Source organism: Pseudomonas sputi (genome assembly GCF_021603585.1).
GTDB lineage: Bacteria > Pseudomonadota > Gammaproteobacteria > Pseudomonadales > Pseudomonadaceae > Aquipseudomonas > Aquipseudomonas sputi.
The window spans coordinates 1-255 of sequence record NZ_BQHI01000094.1 but is presented as its reverse complement, the minus strand read 5'-3'; the positions used below and the strand labels follow the sequence as shown (position 1 = coordinate 255).

The following is a 255-nucleotide window of genomic DNA, read 5'->3' as shown; positions in this document are numbered from 1 at the left end:
GCGCCTGGTCGGTACGAACGATGACAACACGTCTTATGCGAAAACCATCTGGAATGGTGGAAACGCTCAGACAAACCAGGGCTGGATCAACAATGGCTACTACGACGAATCGGTACCGAAGGCCGGATTGCAGAAGCTCAAGGACGGTTCTGCGTTGAGGATCGAGTTCAAGGCCGGTTTGAATGGCAGCCCGCTCGAAAGCGACGCGGTGACCTTTCCGGTGCGCACTTACACCATCAAGGCCATCGAGGACAT

General features: G+C 55.3%; 1 protein-coding gene. It reads left to right on the top strand.

Annotated elements, in window-relative coordinates:
• A partial coding sequence (locus L6D81_RS29440; RefSeq protein WP_236183010.1) for a hypothetical protein occupies positions 1-255 on the top strand: 255 nt, incomplete at both ends.